The 15,293-nt window shown below is 74.5% G+C and carries 12 protein-coding genes; 5 read left to right on the top strand and 7 right to left on the bottom strand.

Going from position 1 to position 15,293, the window contains the following annotated elements; genetic code table 11:
• The 4 genes from PV721_RS32115 to PV721_RS32100 form a co-directional block, all read right to left on the bottom strand.
• Positions 1 to 2,615, bottom strand: a 2,615-nt coding sequence (locus tag PV721_RS32115; RefSeq protein ID WP_319730541.1) for a type I polyketide synthase, incomplete at its 3' end; no start/stop codon positions are given.
• Positions 2,615 to 2,917, bottom strand: coding sequence for an acyl carrier protein (locus PV721_RS32110; RefSeq protein ID WP_319730540.1), 303 nt, complete (start codon positions 2,915 to 2,917; stop codon positions 2,615 to 2,617). The genes PV721_RS32110 and PV721_RS32115, both read right to left, overlap by 1 nt.
• A 53-nt stretch (positions 2,918 to 2,970) precedes the next feature.
• Complete coding sequence (locus tag PV721_RS32105; RefSeq protein ID WP_319730538.1) at positions 2,971 to 4,725, bottom strand: acyl-CoA dehydrogenase; 1,755 nt, start codon at positions 4,723 to 4,725, stop codon at positions 2,971 to 2,973.
• Entirely contained in the window at positions 4,722 to 6,533 is a 1,812-nt protein-coding gene (locus PV721_RS32100; RefSeq protein ID WP_319730536.1) for a fatty acyl-AMP ligase, read from the bottom strand. The genes PV721_RS32105 and PV721_RS32100 overlap by 4 nt, the downstream gene beginning before the upstream one ends.
• 271 nt (positions 6,534 to 6,804) lie before the next feature.
• Between PV721_RS32100 and PV721_RS32095 the strand changes: the two genes are divergently transcribed.
• The 3 genes from PV721_RS32095 to PV721_RS32085 are packed head-to-tail and all read left to right on the top strand — an operon-like array spanning position 6,805 to position 9,450.
• A complete protein-coding gene (locus PV721_RS32095) occupies positions 6,805 to 8,364 on the top strand; it encodes an acyl-CoA carboxylase subunit beta (RefSeq protein WP_319730534.1) in 1,560 nt (519 codons plus the stop codon).
• A 52-nt stretch (positions 8,365 to 8,416) separates the two neighbouring features.
• The gene (locus PV721_RS32090; protein ID WP_319730533.1) at positions 8,417 to 8,656 is read left to right on the top strand and encodes an acyl-CoA carboxylase epsilon subunit; all 240 of its coding nucleotides are present in this window, start codon (positions 8,417 to 8,419) and stop codon (positions 8,654 to 8,656) included.
• On the top strand, positions 8,653 to 9,450 hold the full coding sequence (locus tag PV721_RS32085; protein ID WP_319730531.1) for a thioesterase II family protein: 798 nt from the start codon (positions 8,653 to 8,655) through the stop codon (positions 9,448 to 9,450). The genes PV721_RS32090 and PV721_RS32085 overlap by 4 nt, the downstream gene beginning before the upstream one ends.
• On the opposite strand, the gene PV721_RS32080 is transcribed toward PV721_RS32085, so the two are convergent.
• A complete protein-coding gene (locus tag PV721_RS32080) occupies positions 9,416 to 9,598 on the bottom strand; it encodes a BTAD domain-containing putative transcriptional regulator (RefSeq protein WP_319730529.1) in 183 nt (60 codons plus the stop codon). The two genes, PV721_RS32085 and PV721_RS32080, sit on opposite strands and share 35 nt — an antisense overlap.
• Positions 9,599 to 9,634: 36 nt before the next feature.
• On the opposite strand from PV721_RS32080, the gene PV721_RS32075 reads away from it, so the two are divergent.
• Both PV721_RS32075 and PV721_RS32070 read left to right on the top strand, forming a co-directional pair.
• The gene (locus PV721_RS32075; RefSeq protein ID WP_319730527.1) at positions 9,635 to 9,982 is read left to right on the top strand and encodes a hypothetical protein; all 348 of its coding nucleotides are present in this window, start codon (positions 9,635 to 9,637) and stop codon (positions 9,980 to 9,982) included.
• An 85-nt stretch (positions 9,983 to 10,067) separates the two neighbouring features.
• Positions 10,068 to 10,934, top strand: coding sequence for an ion transporter (locus tag PV721_RS32070; protein WP_319730526.1), 867 nt, complete (start codon positions 10,068 to 10,070; stop codon positions 10,932 to 10,934).
• A gap of 10 nt (positions 10,935 to 10,944) precedes the next feature.
• On the opposite strand, the gene PV721_RS32065 is transcribed toward PV721_RS32070, so the two are convergent.
• Both PV721_RS32065 and PV721_RS32060 read right to left on the bottom strand, forming a co-directional pair.
• Positions 10,945 to 14,625 carry a pentapeptide repeat-containing protein gene (locus PV721_RS32065; RefSeq protein WP_319730525.1) on the bottom strand — a complete coding sequence of 1,227 codons (3,681 nt, stop codon included), beginning with the start codon at positions 14,623 to 14,625 and terminating at the stop codon, positions 10,945 to 10,947.
• The gene (locus PV721_RS32060) at positions 14,622 to 14,984 is read right to left on the bottom strand and encodes a hypothetical protein (protein ID WP_319730523.1); all 363 of its coding nucleotides are present in this window, start codon (positions 14,982 to 14,984) and stop codon (positions 14,622 to 14,624) included. The genes PV721_RS32065 and PV721_RS32060 overlap by 4 nt, the downstream gene beginning before the upstream one ends.
• Between the last annotated feature and the right edge of the window lie 309 nt (positions 14,985 to 15,293).

Below are 15,293 nucleotides of genomic sequence, written 5' to 3'. Positions count from 1 at the left end.
GTGTGGGGCGGGGCGGTGTGCACGAACGCCTGCCGGTCCCAGTGGCGCTGCCCGGACGAGAAGACGTACGGGCTCAGGGCTTCGACGACCCGGTGCCCCGGTTCGTACAGCTCCTCCCAGAGCGGGTCGAGCCCGCCGCGGTACAGGGCGGCGACGGTCGCCGCGAGCTCCCTCCCCGTGGCCCCGGCGCCCGGGGCCGGGTGCAGGAGCTCCGCAGCCGCCGCGCGCCCGCCCCGGGCGGCGATCTGCAGGAGCGTGCCGCGCGGTCCGATCTCGATCAGGTGGGTGGGGGCGACGTCGGCGACGAGCGCGCCGAGCGCGGTGTCCATGAGCACGGGCTCCTCGACCTGGTCGGCCCAGTAGCCGGCGTCCATGAGGTCCTGGCGCAGCATCCGGCCGTGCCGGGTGGAGGCCACCGGCACGGTGGGCGGCTCGCAGCGCACCGACTCGCCGCGCAGGCCCGCGGCGGCCGGGGCCATCTGGGGCGAGTGGAAGGCGTGGGAGACGGGCAGCCGCTTGACCCGTATGCCGCGGCCCGTGAGCTCCCGACCGATCCGTTCCAGTGCCTCCAGCGGTCCGGACAGCACCGTGTCCGCGGGGCCGTTGAGCGCCGCCACGACCGTGCCGGGCTCCCCCGCCAGGAGCTCGGCGAGCTCCTCGGGGCCGGTGCCCGCGGCGATCATGCCGCCGCCGGCGGGCAGTCCGCCCATCAGCGCGCCGCGCCGGACCACCAGGCGGGCGGCTTCGTCGAGACGGAGTGCCCCGGCGGTCACGGCGGCGGCGTACTCGCCCAGGCTGTGGCCGAGGACGGCCGCCGGGGTGATCCCGAGCGAGGTGAGCGTACGCGCCAGCGCGTAGCCGACGGCGAACAGCGCCGGCTGCGCGAACTCGGTCCGGTGGACCCGTTCGTCGCCGCTGAGGATCAGCTCGCGCACCGACGTGCCGAGGTGTGCGGCGAGCGCCTCGTCGGCCTCGGCGAGATGGCGCCGGTAGGCCGGGGAGTCGCGGTGGAGCCCGGCCGTCATGCCGGGGTACTCGCTGCCCTGGCCGGTGAAGAGGAAGGCCGCGACCGGCCTGCCCCACGGGCGCCCGCCGCTCCCGGCCGCGTCCTGGGGGGCCGCCGCGCGGCGCAGTGCGGCCACGAGCTCGTCGGTGTCGCGCACGGGGGCCGCGAACCGGTACGGCAGGCCGGTCTTGATCCGGTTGCTGCTCCGGCACAGGGCCGCCGCCCCGCCGCGCGGCCGCCCGGCCACCGCGTCGGCCTGGGCGGCGAGGTTGCGGCGCAGCGCCTCGGGGGTGTCGCCGCTGACGGTGAAGACGCCGACGGCGTCGCGTGCCGCGCCCGTACGGGCTCCCGCGGCGAGCGGGATCCGGGGCGCCGAGCCGAGGACGGCGTGGGCGTTCGTCCCGCCCATGCCGAAGCTGCTGACCCCGGCGAGGCTCTCCCCGCGGGGCAGCCGCATCGGGGACTTCAGCAGCCGCAGGCCGCGTTCGCCGAGCCGCAGCTGCGGGTTCTCCCGGTCGGCGAAGAGGCTGGCGGGGACGATCCGGTGGTGCAGGGCCAGCACGGTCTTGATGAGGCCGGCGATGCCCGCCGCGCCCTCGGTGTGGCCCAGGTTGCCCTTGACGGAGCCGATCGCGCAGGGGGTCTCGCGCGGAATCCCGTGCACCGCGCCCAGCGCCGCGCACTCGATGGCGTCGCCGAGTACGGTCCCGGTGCCGTGCGCCTCCACGAAGGCGACCCGGTCGGGGGTGACCCCGGCGCGCCGGTACGCGGAGTCCAGCACCCGCTGCTGCGACCAGCGGTTGGGGGCGATCACTCCGTTGCTGCGGCCGTCCTGGTTGACGGCACTGCCGCGCAGGACGGCGTAGATCCGCTGCCCGTCGGCGAGCGCGTCGTCGAGCCGGCGCAGCACCACCAGGCCCACGCCGTCGCTGCGCCCGATCCCGTCGGCGTCGGCGCTGAAGGGTTTGCAGCGTCCGTCGGAGGCGGCCAGGCCGAGCTGGCCGTAGACCATGCCCAGGGAGGGCGAGAGCACGATGTTGGCCCCGCCGGCCAGGGCGGTGTCGCACTCCCCGGCCAGCAGGGAGCCCGCGGCGAGGTGGACGGCGACGAGCGAGGACGAGCAGGCCGTGTCGACGGCCAGGCTCGGTCCGGTGAGGTTGAAGTGGTAGGAGATCCGGTTGGCCGCCATGCCGGCGCTGCTGCCGACGCCGAGCAGCGGGGTGACGCGGGCGAGGTCGCTCATGGTGAGGCGGCCCCACTCGCCGCCCATCACGCCGATGAACACCCCGGTCTCGGTGCCCGCGAGGTCGCCGGGGGCGCGGCCCGAGTCCTCCAGGGCCCGCCAGGCACAGGGCAGCAGCAGCCGGTGGTGCGGGTCCATGGCAGCGGCCTCGCGCGGGGTGACGGAGAAGAAGTCGCTGTCGAAGACATCGGCGTCGTCGATGAAACCGCCGCTGCCGCTGACGGCGGGGAAGGCCCGGGCTTCCCAGCGCTGCGCGGGGACGGGGCCGATCCCGTCCCCGCCGCGCATCAGCAGGTCCCAGTACGCCTGCACGCCCGCCGCCCCGGGGAACGCACAGTCGATCCCGACGATGGCGATGTCCCCCATCAGTGCCGGCCCCGCCCGTCCGGCGAGGCGGCCGGGAGCACCGTCGACAGGTAGCCGACCAGGCTGGTCACGGTCGGGTGGTCCCAGAGGAGGGTGGGCTCCACCTCGAGGCCGAACTCGTCCTCCAGGTCGCCGCACAGGCTCAGCGCCGCCACCGAGTCCATGCCGTACTCGGCGAGCGGCACGCCCGGGTCGATGGTCTCGGGTGCGCGCCGCAGGTAGAGCGAGAGCCGGGCGTACAGCCACTCGTGCGGCAGCACGCCGTCGACGGCCGCGGCGGGCCGAGCGGTGGGAACGGTCATCGTGGGACTCCTTCAGTGCGTACGGCGCATCCGCCGGGGGCAGGGGGAACCGGTCAGCCGGGGATGGGCGTGGAGTAGAGGTCGTAACTGATCTGGGTGCTGAAGCGGAGCTGGACCTCGTGCCGGATCCGGGTCTCGCACTCCGGCGGCAGGTCGGCGACGCGCGTGCCCAGCCGCCGGGCGATGCGGTGCAGTGCGGCGGCCGCCCAGGAGGGGTCGGCGAGGAAGGGGTCGGGGCCGTAGCGGCCCTGGTCCCACAGTCCCAGGACGGCGGCCGCGGCCAGCAGCAGGGCGTACCGGTCCATGAGGGCGAACATCGCGGGCTGCGCGGTGGCCGCCGCACCGGCCGCCTCCAGCCGGAGCACCCGGGCCCGTACGTCGCGGAACTCCTCGACGAGTTGCCCGGCGAGCGTGCGCAGGGCGCTCTCGACGGGGCCGGTGCCGTCGATGCCCGCGCTGACGGCGAGCATGGTCGCGCTGAGCGAGTCCCGGCCGCAGGCGAGGCTGAGCCGGTCGGTCCGCAGCGGCGGCAGGTCGCCCTGCAGCCGGAACAGCCCGGCGGGCGCCTCGTCCTCGACGAACCAGGAGGCTCGCGCCAGCCGCGGCATCTGCGGGATGACGGTGGCCTGGCAGGCGACGGTCCCGGCGTGGCCGAGGCTGAGCACCGGTACGTCCCTGACGTGCTTCTGGAAGATGCCGAGCGTGCCCTCGCGGGTGTAGAAGCCGGAGCCCAGCACGATGGACAGGTCGTACATGGTCTCGGTGAGGACGCGGGGCAGCAGGTACTTGAGCGCCGCCGAGTAGACGCTCGTCTCGGCGGGCAGCAGGTGCAGGGCCCGGGTGGCGACGACGGCGAGGGCGTCGTACAGCAGCAGGTTGACGAAGGCGTTGGTGAGCGCCGCGCCCGTGCGGCCGCCGTCACCACGGCCGCACGCCTGCCAGCCGCCGGAGCGCTCCCGGTCGAAGCGGACGGCGGTGCGCAGACTGGTGTCGAGGGCCGCGACGGCCGTCGCGGCGATCACGGTCCGGCTGATCTGGAACGAGCGCAGGGCGGTCGTGATCCCGCTTCCCTCCGGGCCGAGCAGGGCGGAGCCGGGCACCGGACAGTCGTCGAACTCGACCCCGGCGAAGCGGCAGCCGCGCAGCCCGACCGGGGTCCGGCGGGCCGTCACGGCCGCCCGCGCGTCCGTCAGCTGCCCGGGTTCCAGCAGGAGCACCGAGTGGCTGCGGCTGCCGGGGGCGGGGTCGGTGCGGCAGAACAGCACCAGCGCCCCGGCCCGTTCCAGGTCGTTGACCATGGGCTTTCCGCCGCTGATCAGGTAGCCGTCGCCGCTGCGGCGGGCGGTGACCTGGCTGCGTACGTAGTCGTTGCTGTGGGCGGTCTCGTGCTGCGCGATGGCCGCCTTGCCGCCGTCGCGCAGCAGTCCGGCGAGCCAGTGCCGCTGCCGTGAGCTCCCGGCGGTCCAGACGTCGGAGGCCGCCATGAAGGTGGTCATGCCGTGCCCCATGGCCAGGCCCACGTCCCGGCGGAAGACCGGGCGCATGATTCTGACCAGGGTGTCCATCCCGTCGAGCCGTCCGCCCAGGGCCCGCGGTACGTACTCGTCGGTGATGCCGAAGCCGTCGAGCAGCGCCTCGCCCGCGGCGAAGGGCACCGCCGCCCGGTCGGCCTCCAGCAGCGCGGTGTAGCCGACCGGGTTGGCCGGGTCCGAGGGGTCGCCGAACAGCGCCTCCAACTCGGCGACCCGGCCCCGGACGGTCTTCTCGCGCTGCTGGGCCACCGCCTGGTCGCCGAGGAGCGACGTCACCACCGTCTTCCTCCGTCGGCTCCTTCCGGCCGCAGCAGGTCCTCCCCGAACAGCACGTCCTCGGCGCGGGCCAGCGCGAACACGTCCGGGGTCAGCACCTCGTACTCGCCGCGCATCACCCCGTCGAGGAAGAGCTTGCGCATCAGGGTGCGCTGGACCTTGCCGCTGCTGGTGCGGCGTACGGTGCCGGGGCGTACGAGCAGCACGTTGCCGGCCGGGATCTCGAACTCCTTGCCGATCAGGGCCTGGATCCGCTGCGCGACGGTGCGCAGTTCCGCGCTGCCCGCCCCGCGCACCTCCTGGACGAGGACGAGCTGCTCGCCCCCGGCGTCGACGGAGAACGCGGCGCCGGCGCCGAAGGTCAGCGCGGGGCTGACGGTCCGGGCGGCCCATTCGATGTCCTGCGGGTACACGTTGCGGCCGTTGATGATGACGACTTCCTTGAGCCGCCCGGTGACGAACAGTTCGCCCTCTTCGAGCATGCCCAGGTCGCCGGTGCGCAGGAAGTTGCTCTCCTCGCCGTTGAGGCTGGCGAGGAAGGTGTGCGCGGTCTCGGTGGGCCGCCGCCAGTAGCCGCGGGCCACGCTGTAGCCGCGCAGCCAGATCTCGCCGACGGCGCCGGCCGGCAGTTCGCGGTGGGTCAGCGGGTCGACGATGCGGACCTCCACGTCGACGGGGGCGCCGCAGCCGATCAAGGTCTTGACGTCCTGTCCGGACCCTGCGCGGAGCACTTGGTCGCGCTGCAGGGCGGTCCTGTCGAAGTCCCTGCGGACGTGCGGGGTGCCGGGGGCTCCGCCGGAGACGACGAGGGTCGCCTCGGCCAGTCCGTAGCAGGGGTAGAGGGCCTCGGGGCGGAATCCGGCCGGGGCGAACCGCTCGGCGAACTCGTCGAGGCTCTCGGGGCGCACGGGTTCGGCGCCGTTGAGGGCGAGGCGCCAGCGGGACAGGTCCAGCGCGGCGATCTGCTCGTCCTTCACGCGGCGTACGCACAGGTCGTAGGAGAAGTTGGGGCCGCCGCCGACGGTGACGCCGTACTCGTCGATGGCCTGGAGCCAGCGCAGCGGGCGCTTGACGAAGGACAGCGGGGTGACCTGCACGCTGTGGCTGCCGAGCCAGACCGGGTGCAGGAGGTGGGCGACCAGTCCCATGTCGTGGAAGTAGGGCAGCCAGCTTCCGAAGCGGTCCTCGCGGGTGGTCCGCAGCACCTTCTGCAGGGCGGCCTGGTTGGCCAGGAGGTTGCGGTGGGAGACGGTCACGCCGCGCGGTTCGGAGACGGAGCCCGAGGTGTACTGGAGGAACACCAGGTCGTCCGGGCGGGCGCCGACGGGCTGGAAGGCGTCGGGGTCGCCGATGCCGGGCACGTCGCTGACCACGCACACCGCGGCGGGGCCGGCGTTGCGGGCGAGCCAGAGCGCGACCTCGGGGGCGGCGTCCGTCTCGGTGAGGACCACCTTCGCGGCGGTGTCCTTGAGCACGGCGGTGGTGCGGTTGAGCCGCTTGTCGCGGCCGGCCTCGCCCGGCATGGGCACGGGAACCGCGATGGCGCCGGCGTAGAGGCAGCCGGCGAAGGCCTTGAGGAACTCGACGGTGGAGGAGTAGACCAGCAGCACCGGCTGCCCGGTCGCCCCGTGCTCGCGGAGGCAGGACGCGATGCGTCTCCCCTCGCGGTCCAGTTCCCCGTAGGTGAGGTGGTCGGCTTCCACCCCGCCGGCCGTGTCGCGCAGGAAGATGTGCACGTCCTCGTCGGCGAGTTCAGCCGCCCGAACCCGGAGGAGTTCGGTGAAGGTGGCGAAGCGTGACGGTGACATCCGCGGCATCCCCTCGGGTCAGCGGGCCCGTGGAATGGCGGACCTCGATTCCCCCGGATCCTGCGCGCACCTCCTTAAGGGGCGCTTGCGCCCGCCGGCTCCGGTGGCCCCGGGGGCGTGCGCCCGCCGGCTCCGGGGCCCGCGGACGGCACCCCTATCCCGGTCAGGGGGGTGGTCGGTGTTCTCCGCGCGCGCCCCGGCCGCCTTCAATGGCGGGCACTGCCCAGGGCCGCCATCGGCGCGCCCCGACGGCCGAGGAAACGGGTGGAGCATGACAGTTGCCGATGTCGGTGTCCGAGTGGCCGAACTAGGAGCGATCAAGGAGTCCGCCGAGCTGGGCCCGTCCCCGAGCGCCTCCGAGGCACAGCACGCCCGCGGCAAGCTGACCGTGCGCGAGCGGCTGGACCTGCTCTTCGATCCGGGCACCTTCCGTGAGATCGAGCAGTTGCGCCGGCACCGGGCCACGGGTTTCGGCCTGGAGGACCGCAGACCGCACACCGACGGCGTGGTGACCGGCTGGGGCAAGGTCGGGGGCCGCCGGGTGTTCGTGTACGCGCACGACTTCCGGATCTTCGGCGGCTCGCTCGGCGAGGCCCACGCGCAGAAGATCCACAAGGTGATGGACCTCGCGCTGGCGGCGGGCGCCCCGCTGGTGTCGCTCAGCGACGGCGCGGGGGCCCGCATCCAGGAGGGGGTCACCGCGCTCGCCGGGTACGGCGGCATCTTCCGCCGCAACGTGGCGGCGTCCGGGGTGATTCCGCAGATCAGCGTGATGCTCGGGCCGTGCGCCGGCGGGGCCGCGTACTCTCCCGCGCTGACGGACTACGTGTTCATGGTGCGCGACATCGCGCAGATGTACATCACCGGCCCCGACGTGGTGCAGGCGGTGACCGGCGAGAGGATCAGCCACGACGATCTCGGCGGGGCGCAGGTCCACTCCTCGATCTCGGGCGCGAGCGCCTTCCTCCACGACACCGAGGAGGAGTGCCTGGAGGAGGTGCGGCACCTGCTGTCGCTGCTGCCCTCCAACAACCGTGAGATGCCGCCCGCCGTGCCCGCCGGTGACCCGGCCGACCGCCGGACCGAGGCGCTGTCCGAGCTGGTCCCGGCCGACCCGGCGCGCTCGTACGACATGCGCGCGGTGATCGAGGAGATCATCGACGACGGCGATCTCTTCGAGGTGCACGCCCACTGGGCGACCAACATCATCTGCGGTCTGGCCCGGCTGGACGGCCACGTGGTGGGCATCGTCGCCAACCAGCCCGCCTCGCTCGCCGGTGTGCTGGACATCCACGCCTCGGAGAAGGCCGCCCGCTTCGTACAGACCTGCGACGCCTTCAGCATCCCGCTGGTGACGCTGGTCGACGTGCCGGGGTTCCTGCCGGGCAGCGACCAGGAGCACGGCGGTGTCATCCGGCACGGTGCGAAACTGCTGTACGCGTACTGCGCGGCCACGGTGCCCCGGGTGCAGGTGATCCTGCGCAAGGCGTACGGCGGTGCCTACATCGTCATGGACTCCCGCTCGATCGGCGCGGACCTGTCCTTCGCGTGGCCCACCAACGAGATCGCCGTCATGGGCGCCGAGGGCGCGGCCAACGTCGTCTTCCGCCGGGAGATCGCCGCATCGGACGACCCGGAGGCGGCACGCGCGCAGCGCGTCAAGCAGTACCGGCAGGAACTCATGCATCCCTACTACGCCGCCGAGCGCGGCCTCGTCGACGACGTCATCGACCCGGCCGCCACCCGGCAGGTGCTGGCGGACGCGCTCGAAGTGCTGCGGGCGAAGCACGTGCCGCTGCCCGAACGCAAGCACGGCAACCCGCCGTTCTGACCCCCTTCCCCACTCCGACCCGACCCGACCCGACGACCGAGGAAGCCGCCCGATGAGCGAGCGGGCCGAACCAGACGTGAAGATCGTGCGCGGCGCGCCCGACGGCACCGAACTGGCCGCCGTCCTCCTCGCGCTGGCCGCCGTCGCCCGGCAGCCGGGCGACGGCGGCGCGCAGGCCGCGCCGCCGGCCCGGGCCGACTGGGGTCCCGTGCGCGGCTGGCGTCCGCCGGGCGCCTGGACCGCCCCCGTGAGCCGGGCCGCCTCCCACCGAAAGGACACCGACCGACGATGACCCGTACGACCCTGACGGCGACCAGCGTCTGGCTGCGCCGCTTCCACCCCGCCGAGGACGCCCCGGTACGGCTGTTCTGCTTCCCGCACGCCGGCGGCTCGGCCAGCTACTACTTCCCGGTGTCGCGGGCCCTGTCGCCGGACGCCGACGTGCTCGCCGTGCAGTATCCGGGCCGCCAGGACCGCCGCCACGAGCGGTGCGTCGACGATCTGCACGAGCTCGCGGACCGGGTCGTCGCGGAGCTGCGGCCGTGGTGCGACCGGCCGGTGGCGCTGTTCGGACACAGCCTGGGCGCGTCCCTGGCCTTCGAGGTGGCGCGGCGGATGGAGGCGGCAGGCGATCCCGCGCCGGTGGCGCTGTTCGCCTCGGGGCGCCGGGCGCCCTCGCGCCCGCGCGAGAACCAGCTGGTCCACCTCGCCCCCGACGAGCAACTGCTCGCCAGGATCAAGGGGATGAACGGCACGGATCCGGCGGTCCTGGCCGACGACGAGCTGCTGCGGTCGGTGCTCCCGGCGATCCGCGGCGACTACAAGGCCGCCGAGACCTACCGCTACCGCCCGGGCCCCGCCCTGACCTCCCCGGTCACGGTGCTCACCGGGGACAGCGACCCCGAGGTCACCGCCGAGGAGGCCGCGGCCTGGGCCGACCACACCGTGGGCCCCTTCGCCCTCCACCGCTTCCCCGGCGGCCACTTCTACCTCAACGAGCACGTCGCCGAGGTGATCGCCCTCATCCGCGGCGGGCTCGCGCAGCCGGTGCTCAGCCGTCCCGGCGCAGTACGGACATCCCCATGAGCTCCGGCTCCTGGCGCAGCAGGCGGGCGTGGAGCGTGCGCAGGGCGGGGCCCGGCTCCGCCCCCAGTTCCTCGACGACCCGGCTGCGCTGGGCGGCGTGGACCGCCAGTGCCTCGTTGCCCCGGTCCGAGCGGTAGAGGGCGAGCATGAGGAGTACGACCGCACCGGCGACGACCTCGGCGCCGTGGCCGTCGGCCTGGAGCGCGGCGGTCCGCTGATCACCTCGGCGGCGGTCGTCCTCGCCGCCTCCTTCGCCATGTACGCCTCGTACGCCTCGTACGGGATCGTCTTCCTCAAGATGCTCGGCATCGGCATGGTCGTGGTGATCCTCGTCGACGCCACGCTGATCAGGGCGGTCCTCGTACCGGTCGCCATGCGGCTGGCCGGCCGGGCCAACTGGTGGGCCCCGGCTTCCCTGCGCGCCTTCCACGCCCGGTTCGGCATCTCCGAGACCGGATCGGCGGACAACCCGCACGAGTCGGCGCGTTGGCGTGCGGAAAGTGATGAAACCCGATCGGCTGTGGGGCGTTAGAGGGGGTGGGCCGCCGTTCACCCGCGGCGCAGACGAGAGTACGAGGAGCACGATGACAGACCCGAGGCCGGCCGGACGCGGTCGGATGAAACTGGCAGCCCGGTGCCGGGTGGCCACGGAGGCCCCCGCCTTCGGGATGGTCGTCTTCTGCGCGATCCTGTTCAACGCCGCCCTGATGGGGGTGGAGACGTACAGCGGGCTCGCCGCGGAGCACCGGCTCGTCCTGCAGGGCGCGGAGAACTGCTGCCTGGCCCTGTTCAGCGTGGAGATGCTGCTGCGCATGGGCTCGTTCGCCGACCGGCCGAAAGCATTCTTCCGCGACCCGTGGAACCTCTTCGACCTCGCGGTCGTGGCCTCCGCCTTCGTTCCGCTCGTCCGCGAGAACACCACCCTGCTGCGGCTGCTGCGACTGGCGCGCGTCCTGCGCACCGCCCGTTTCCTGCCGCACCTGCGCATCCTGCTGATCGCCGTCGGCCGCAGCCTGCCGGGCACCGCCAGCTTCCTGTTCGTCGGCGCGCTGGTGCTGTACGTGTACGCCATGGTCGGCTGGGTCTGCTTCGCCGAGTCCGACCCCGGACACTACGGCTCGGTGGGCCGCGCGATGCTCACGCTGTTCCTGCTGACCACCCTGGACGGCCTGACCGATGCCGTCCGGGCCGGGCTGCAGATCTCCCGGCTCAGCATCATCTACTACGCCTCCTACGCGCTGCTCGCCTCCTTCGTGCTGGTGAACGTCCTGATCGGGGTCGTCCTCAACTCCCTCGACGAGGCGCGCGAGATCGAGGACGCGGCCGACCGCGACCGGAAGCAGCCGGGGCCGCCGCCGGCCGACGCGGACGTACGGGACCGCATCGCGACGGCCCGCCGGGCCCTGGACGAGATCGAGGCGACCCTCACCACGGCGGACGGCCGCCCGCCGCGCCGGCTGGAGGCCTCGCACAGCGGGCCCTGAGCGGAAGGGGTCATTTCTCCCCGGCGTCGAGCAGGCGGACGTCCCACGTGCCGTCCGTGCGCCGGCGGACCGCCCAGTCCTCCGGCCGGTCGGTGAAGGGCGGCACGGCGTCCGCGTCCGCTGCGAAGCGGACGCCTTCGAAGCGGACCCGGCCGTGGAAGGCGGCGCGTCCGAAGTCGACCGGTCCGTGGAACACGGCTCCGCCGGCGACCAGTCCGCGTTCCCACCTCGCGGACGCGAAGCAGACGGGTCCGGCGAAATCGGCCCCGCTCAGCCCGGCCGGACCGCTGAAGACGGTGCGGGTGAAGTCCGCCGTCCCGGTCACCCGCATCCCGTTCAGGTCGGCCGGGGCCTCCAGCGCGGCCCGGCCGAAGGAGACCCCTTCGAGGAACTCGGTGTCCGTGAACTCCGCCGGGCCGCGGAAGACCGTACGGCGGAACGTGCTCGCGCGCTGGAAGAGGCTCCGGTCGAAGACGGCGACGCCGTGGAACACCGCGCCGGTGAAGGAGGCCCGCCCTCCGACGGCGGTGCGCACGAACATGGCCCGGCCCGCGAACACGGCCTGGGCGAAGGAGGCGCGGCCCGAGAACTCGGCGTCCACCGTGTTCCAGTCGTCCACGAAGCGTGCCCGGTCGAAGTCGGCCGGGCCCAGCCTCACCCGCCGCGAACCCGGGTGCCGCACCGCCTCGAGGACCTCCTGCAGCAGTCCGCGCTCGAAGGTGGTGCCCCGCAGGTCCAGAGGTGCCCCGGGACCGAGCGTTCCGAGGTAGGCCCGCTGTTCGGCGCTCTCCAGATGGGCCAGGCACCGGTCGTGTCCGGGGAGCCGGATCCCGAGGCACCCCACCGGTTCGGACTCCGTGGCGCCGACACCGCAGGTCGGCCAGCCGACGCCCTCGCTCCTCAGCTCAGCGGCCTCCAGGAGGGCCGCCCCGAGCTCGGCGGGGTCGCCGGTCCACATCCAGCCCGCGGGCCCGCCCTCCGACCGGTCGAGTGACCGCAGCACATCGGGCTGCGTCACCTCGCGCAGTTCCAGGTACAAGGGGTGGGACAGGGCCAGGACCAGGGACCCGAACCCCGACCGCCGCAGGTCTCGTTCCCCGATCCCGGGGTGCCGCAGGAGGTGGACGGCATCGGCCGTCGCCCGTCCCGGCACGGGGCTCCCCCCGGCGGGGGTCTCTCCGGCGGGGGTCTCTCCGGTCGCCACGGAGACGGCCAGAGAGGGGTGCGCGCCGTCCGTCCGCCGGTCACCGAACCCGGCCATGGCCCCGGGGAGTTCCGACAGGAGGCGGCCGGCCTTGCCCAGGGCGCCCGGCGTCTCCAGTACGACCAGCACCGGGTCGCCCTCCTCGCCGCCGGTCAGTCGCCCGGTGATGCGGGTGTCGCCCATGAGACGCATCAGGAGCTCCGACACCTCCGCGTTCGGCGAGCTTCCGCGCGGGTACACGCCGTCGTCACCGGGCTGGACGGCCACGCACACCGGCAGGCCGGCCGCGGGCCGGACCAGCGCGTCGTGCCAGGACCACACGGCCTCCTCGACGGTTTCGCGGAAGCCCGGCTGTTCATGCAGGGCACGGCCCGAGAGGAACACCATGCGGTCCGGCCAGACGCCGTGGACGACGCCGACCAGCTTTCCGGCGTCGGAGACCGGGCCGCCGCGGTAGTGCGTCCAGCTCTCGGGCTCGGCGGAGAGCCGGACCAGCTCCCCGTTGCGGGCGCCCTCGTACGGGACCACCTCGGCCGTCAGGGCGACCGGGTCGCCCTGGTCGGTGACGCCGTCGACACGGACCCGGTCGGCGGGCGGGTCCTGCGTCCAGACGGGGGGCATCGGCTCCGGCCACGCGCCCGGAGCCACCAGGTCCTCGTCGGCCTCCAGCAGGAAGACCCGGGGCAGCGCGTCGTCCCACCACACCGGGCGGCAGGGGACCTCCCGGGCGCCGGCCCGCACCCACGCGACCGCGCCCCGGGAGAGCGGGGCGTCGCCGACCGTGAGCACCAGCCGGGGCGTCAGGAGGGTGCCGACCTCCTGCGGCTCGGGCATGGCGTCGTAGCGCACCCGTACGACCCGGTCCCGCAGGCCCTGGTCCCGCGGCGGCCCGGCCGCGAAGGGCAGGGCCCCGTCGGCCACCCGGCGGCGGCCGGCCCGCCCCGGGGCGACCCGGACCGCGGAGAAGTCCGGTCCGGTGCCCCGGTTGCGGGACATGAACTCCCAGACGCGGCGGCGCACCAGTTCGCGTACGGCGGCCACGTCCCCGCGCAGCTGCGAGCCGAGCAGTGCTTCCCGTACGCCGGGCAGGAACTCGAACTCCACCTCCTCGGCGTCCTGTTCGGCGCCCCAGGGGGCGAAGAGCCCTCCGAGGGCGACCTCCGCCAGGTGGCCGTGTTCGGAGTCGCGCAGCAGGGAGCGCCGGACGAGCGTCATGACGGGCAGGGTCAGCGGTACGGCGGCCAGGTGGGCGGCGAGCTGCTGCGCGGTCGGGGAGGCGCTCGCCCGGAAGCGTTCCACCACTTCCAGCGCGCTGCGTCCGGCGGCGGGGGCGGGATCCTCCGGGGCGCCCGTGGTCCCCGGCTCCGCGTCCAGGCGCAGGCAGGCCAGCCGCCGCCAGCGGCCGTCCCCGGAGACCACGCGCACCAGCCGGGCCAGGCTTCCCGAGGCGACGCCGACCACCGGCACGACGGCCGCGGCGGCGGCGCGGCGGCGCCCGGCGCCGGCCCGCCGGGCGGCCGGTACCTGCTGCCAGGAGCGGGTGGCGGCCGCCGGCCGGTCCGCGCGGACGGCGAAGGGGACGGGCCGGACGGCGCCGCGCGTCCAGAGCCGTTCGGGCAGGACGTTCAGGACGGCCACGGCGTTGTGCGCGCACCAGTGCCGGAGCACGCCCTGGACGGGAGCCTCCCGCCAGCCGCCCGCCACGGTGTCGGAGAGTACGAGGATCAGCCGGCGGCCGGCGGGGTCGGCCAGTTCGAGCGGGTTGCGGGGCGGGCCGCCGCGGCCCCGCGTGACCATCGGGGTGGCGCCGGATCCGGTGCCGGTGAGCTGCCAGGTGCGCACGTCGCGGAAGACGCCGCTGCGGGTCAGGACGCGGCGGAGCTCGTCCACGAGGTCCGACCACAGCAGCATCGAGTGGTGCGTGTCGACGACCAGCGCCAGGTCCAGCCAGCGGCTCTCGGCGGGCCGCAGGACCGGGGTCGCCACCCTCCGCTCGATGCTGCGCTCGACGGTGAGCTGCTCGTCCAGTTCCTCCCCGGGGCCGCCGATGGAGCGCCGACCGACCGGGCGCAGGGAGCGCATCAGGGCGAGCGGATCGTCGAGCGAGGCGGCCCGCGGCAGCCGTACGGGCGAGCCCCGGCGGCCCGGCGCGGCGTCGGCCGGCTTTCCGTGGACGTCGGCCGGATCCCCGGCGGGCTCGCGCGGGGAGGCCGGGAAGAACCGGACGGCGGGCCCGCCCCCGTCCCGGCCGCCGGGCACGGGTGAGGAAGGGGTGCCGGGACCGGGCTCCGGCGCGGGGGGTCCGGGAACCGGCGGCTGCTCGCCCGCTGGGTCGGCGGCGGGTGCAGCGGGCGTGCGGGCCCCGGCCGGGTCCACCCGGGCCGCCAGCCACAGGATGTCGGCGATCTCCTCCGCCCCCACGCCGGTGCGCGGGCCGCCGTCGTCGTCGGCGCCCTCGGCGAAGGCGGCGAGCAGCCTCTCGATCACGCCGTCGGCCCGGTCAGGTGCTGCATGACGGTGGCGAGGAAGCGGTCGCGGTCCCCTGGGGCGGACCAGGCACCGGCCAGGCGCAGTTGGATGGCGTTGAGGAGCTGGTCGGTGGCCAGGTCCCCGTCCTCGCCCCGGTCGAGGAAGCTCTGGACGAGTTCCTGGTACTCCTCGCCGTCCTCGACGTCGACGCCCAGCCGGCGGCGCACGATGCGGGCGAGCTTCTCCGGTCCGGGCGGCTCGAGGTGGAGGCGGACGCAGCGCCGCAGGAAGGCGGGCGGGAAGTCGCGTTCGCCGTTGCTGGTGAGGACCACGACGGGGAAGTACCGGCACTGGACGAGGCCCTGGGTGATCCGCACGGCGGCGTCGGGGTCGTCGTCGGTGCCGATGGCGACGGTGGGGTCCTCCTGGGCGAGGCGGGCGAGTTCGGGGATGAGGAAGCCGCCGTCCTCGAAGACGGTGAGGAGGTCGCCGGGCAGGTCGATGTCGCTCTTGTCGATCTCGTCGACGAGCAGGACGCGGGGGCGGTCCTGCGGCAGCAGCGCGGTGCCGAGCGGTCCGAGGCGCAGGTAGCGGGAGATCGACGGGGCGGCGGGGACTGCGGCGGGCCCGCCGCCCCGTCGATCTCCCGATACCTGCGGCTAGGACCCTGTCCCTTATACAAAACT

Source organism: Streptomyces sp. MB09-01, assembly GCF_033794505.1.
GTDB lineage: Bacteria > Actinomycetota > Actinomycetes > Streptomycetales > Streptomycetaceae > Streptomyces.
The sequence above is the reverse complement of the archived record's forward strand: the minus strand, read 5'-3'. Positions and strand labels throughout refer to the sequence as shown.